This window comes from Mesorhizobium sp. 128a (assembly GCF_053848025.1).
This window is the reverse complement of sequence record NZ_JBSPKY010000068.1, coordinates 1-2,216: the sequence shown is the minus strand read 5'-3', so window position 1 is coordinate 2,216 and position 2,216 is coordinate 1. Positions and strand designations below refer to the sequence as shown.

3 protein-coding genes are annotated in these 2,216 nt (G+C 58.2%); 1 reads left to right on the top strand and 2 read right to left on the bottom strand.

The annotated features are described in order from the left end of the window. Window positions 1-258: 258 nt before the first annotated feature. A complete protein-coding gene (locus ACWTU9_RS33070; RefSeq protein WP_455861993.1) occupies window positions 259-492 on the bottom strand; it encodes a hypothetical protein in 234 nt (77 codons plus the stop codon). A gap of 125 nt (window positions 493-617) precedes the next feature. Between ACWTU9_RS33070 and ACWTU9_RS33065 the strand changes: the two genes are divergently transcribed. Next, complete coding sequence (locus tag ACWTU9_RS33065; RefSeq protein WP_455861992.1) at window positions 618-878, top strand: exopolysaccharide production repressor protein; 261 nt, start codon at window positions 618-620, stop codon at window positions 876-878. Between the two features lie 806 nt (window positions 879-1,684). Here ACWTU9_RS33065 and ACWTU9_RS33060 read toward each other — a convergent pair. After that, window positions 1,685-1,984, bottom strand: coding sequence for a DUF1236 domain-containing protein (locus ACWTU9_RS33060; RefSeq protein ID WP_455861991.1), 300 nt, complete (start codon window positions 1,982-1,984; stop codon window positions 1,685-1,687). Window positions 1,985-2,216 lie beyond the last annotated feature (232 nt).

The following is a 2,216-nucleotide window of genomic DNA, read 5'->3' as shown; positions in this document are numbered from 1 at the left end:
GGCCTAAGTATGATCGGAACAACATCACCTTCGACCGGGAACAGGAGTAGGACGACACCGCCGACTACTTCACTCATGGCTACCTCCCACTTGTCGATGGTGATAGCCGCCTTCTCGATATTGCGTGTCATTTTGCTGCCCCTTGCCCCGAGGAAGCATCGCGCAACCTGTGCGCGAAAGCAAGCTTCGCTTCCCGCAACAGTGCGCTTGAAGATTTCAGCGTCGGCGAGCCTTCTCGCCCTCGGCAGCATCGAATCCCTATTCCGCCCCGTCGCCGAGGTACGCCTTCACACGTCCGAAATCGCGGTACATTCCGCCGTCCGGGTGTTTCTTCTCATGCCAGGTGATCGCCCAATAGCCGGTGTCCTGAAGACCCTCCATGGCTAACACCCGATCGCGGTCGGCCGGGAAATGCTCCTTGAGAAGATCGTTGACGGCTTTCAGACCGCCGTTCCGGTAGGCTTGTACATAGACATAATCTGCCATCATCATCTGCCCTTCCCATTTCCGCAGCCCTCACCCCGGCTCTGGCATGGACCGCCGCCGGCAGGTTACTTGCGTAACTGCTAAAATAATGGAATTTTTACCCTTGAGGGGAGGCCTTGGGGGGCGCGACGATGTATTTTCCGCAATTTGTTGTGGGGATGGCGATGACGTTGGTCGTCGTTACGACCTGGGCGTATCTAGCATCGGGTTCTGTCTGGAAGGCTGTTGTCTGGGGCATTTGCACTGCCGTTTTGTTGCAGGTCGGATACTTCATACTGGTGGCCCGGCTCATCTACGCGCGGCGAGTCAATGAACAGGGGGCGGAAACTAGACCTGACTCCAGCAAACAGCAGGACGTTCCAAGTCAGCCTCTACCCGGAAACGGTCGCTAGAACAGGACACGCCCGCGACGGAGTGGGACACGTCAGCGGGTCAACAGAAGTCGGGCTGATCTATGCGCCAAACATCCTTAGCGGAAAGCATGGACCTTGCTGAGCTCTTGCAGGCGGCCCGGCTGCCCGAGCGGGGTTCTGTTGGCGGCACACGGAAGCCGGGCCATGCCGGAGTCCCTTCCGGCCGCTCATCATCTACCTTTATTAGCCACAACGCTAATACCATTTGGTATGAGAAAATCGTACACGATAGCCGGCGGCGCACGAACGCATCCTGCACAGCAAAGCACCACATCGACATCTATCGCGCAAGGCAAGCCGATGACGGACAAGCCCCGCCACGTGAGCGCGAAAAGCAGGAAGCAATGGCGAGATTTCGGGTGACCCCGCGGGCCACAGCGAGGCGCCAGGACGCGGTGGACGCGTCGGCAATGTAGAACCGACCGTCGAGGTTCGCAGCCGGCCGCGCGGCCATGAGAAAATTGTCTGATGCCTGGAACATCTCTTCGCCGACGAAATTGGCTAGTTGCACTGGCCCATTCAGTGCATCGTCTCCATCATGAGAGCTCTGCCCGCTGGCTCACCCCGGCGGGCTTTTTTGTTGCTTGAGGACAACTCGTCAAGGTCGAGGGTGTCGCTTTGCCGCTTCTATCCTGTCGGGTCGTCGTGGTAGTCCACGACGAACGAAGCAGCGATTAGATCATCGCCGTCTTAGAAGAAGCCAGGCGGTATCCAGGGCTACTGACGCAGCGCAACTCAAAACTGCAGCCCGCCGCCATGAAAGACGGCGGGCTGCCGCTATTCGATCAGTCATAGACCTTGATGATTTTACGAGTGCCAGGGTCGACGAGAACTGTCCGGTTGTCGATCACGACGTAGCGATATTTGACCTTAGGAACTTCACGGAGTTCGACCGTGTCGGGCAGCGCTGTGCCGACTTTGAGTTCCACACCAGGAAGCTTCAGCGAAGCAAGCGGCTGCTTCTTCACGTATTCGCGGACGACGGTATCCTGTTCAGGGGTAATGATCACGTCCTCTGCTGCGGCGACGCCGGCGCCAGCCAACAGCATAAGCGCTGCACCCACAGTGATAAGTTGCGTTCTCATGGTTCTTCTCCTTTTAAGCCTGGCGACAGCACCAAGGACTGCTCGCCGTCAATCGAACCTCAATACTTCCAGGTTGTTCCTGCCTTGGGCCTTCAGTCCCAAGTTCGCCAGACCAACGTCCTATGTCTTGGTCAGACCTAAGTCCTGCCGTTGGGGTTCGCGGGGTGGTCCCCAGCCGACCTGACGAGACCGGCGTTCGGGTAGCGGCTTTCCAGTGACCGCTAGGCCGATA

Excerpts from the sequence above, each read along its gene's own strand:
- ACWTU9_RS33070 (WP_455861993.1), bottom strand. The coding sequence starts at position 492 with ATGATGATGGCAGATTATGTCTATGTACAAGCCTACCGGAACGGCGGT.
- ACWTU9_RS33065 (WP_455861992.1), top strand. The coding sequence starts at position 618 with ATGTATTTTCCGCAATTTGTTGTGGGGATGGCGATGACGTTGGTCGTC.
- ACWTU9_RS33060 (WP_455861991.1), bottom strand. The coding sequence starts at position 1,984 with ATGAGAACGCAACTTATCACTGTGGGTGCAGCGCTTATGCTGTTGGCT.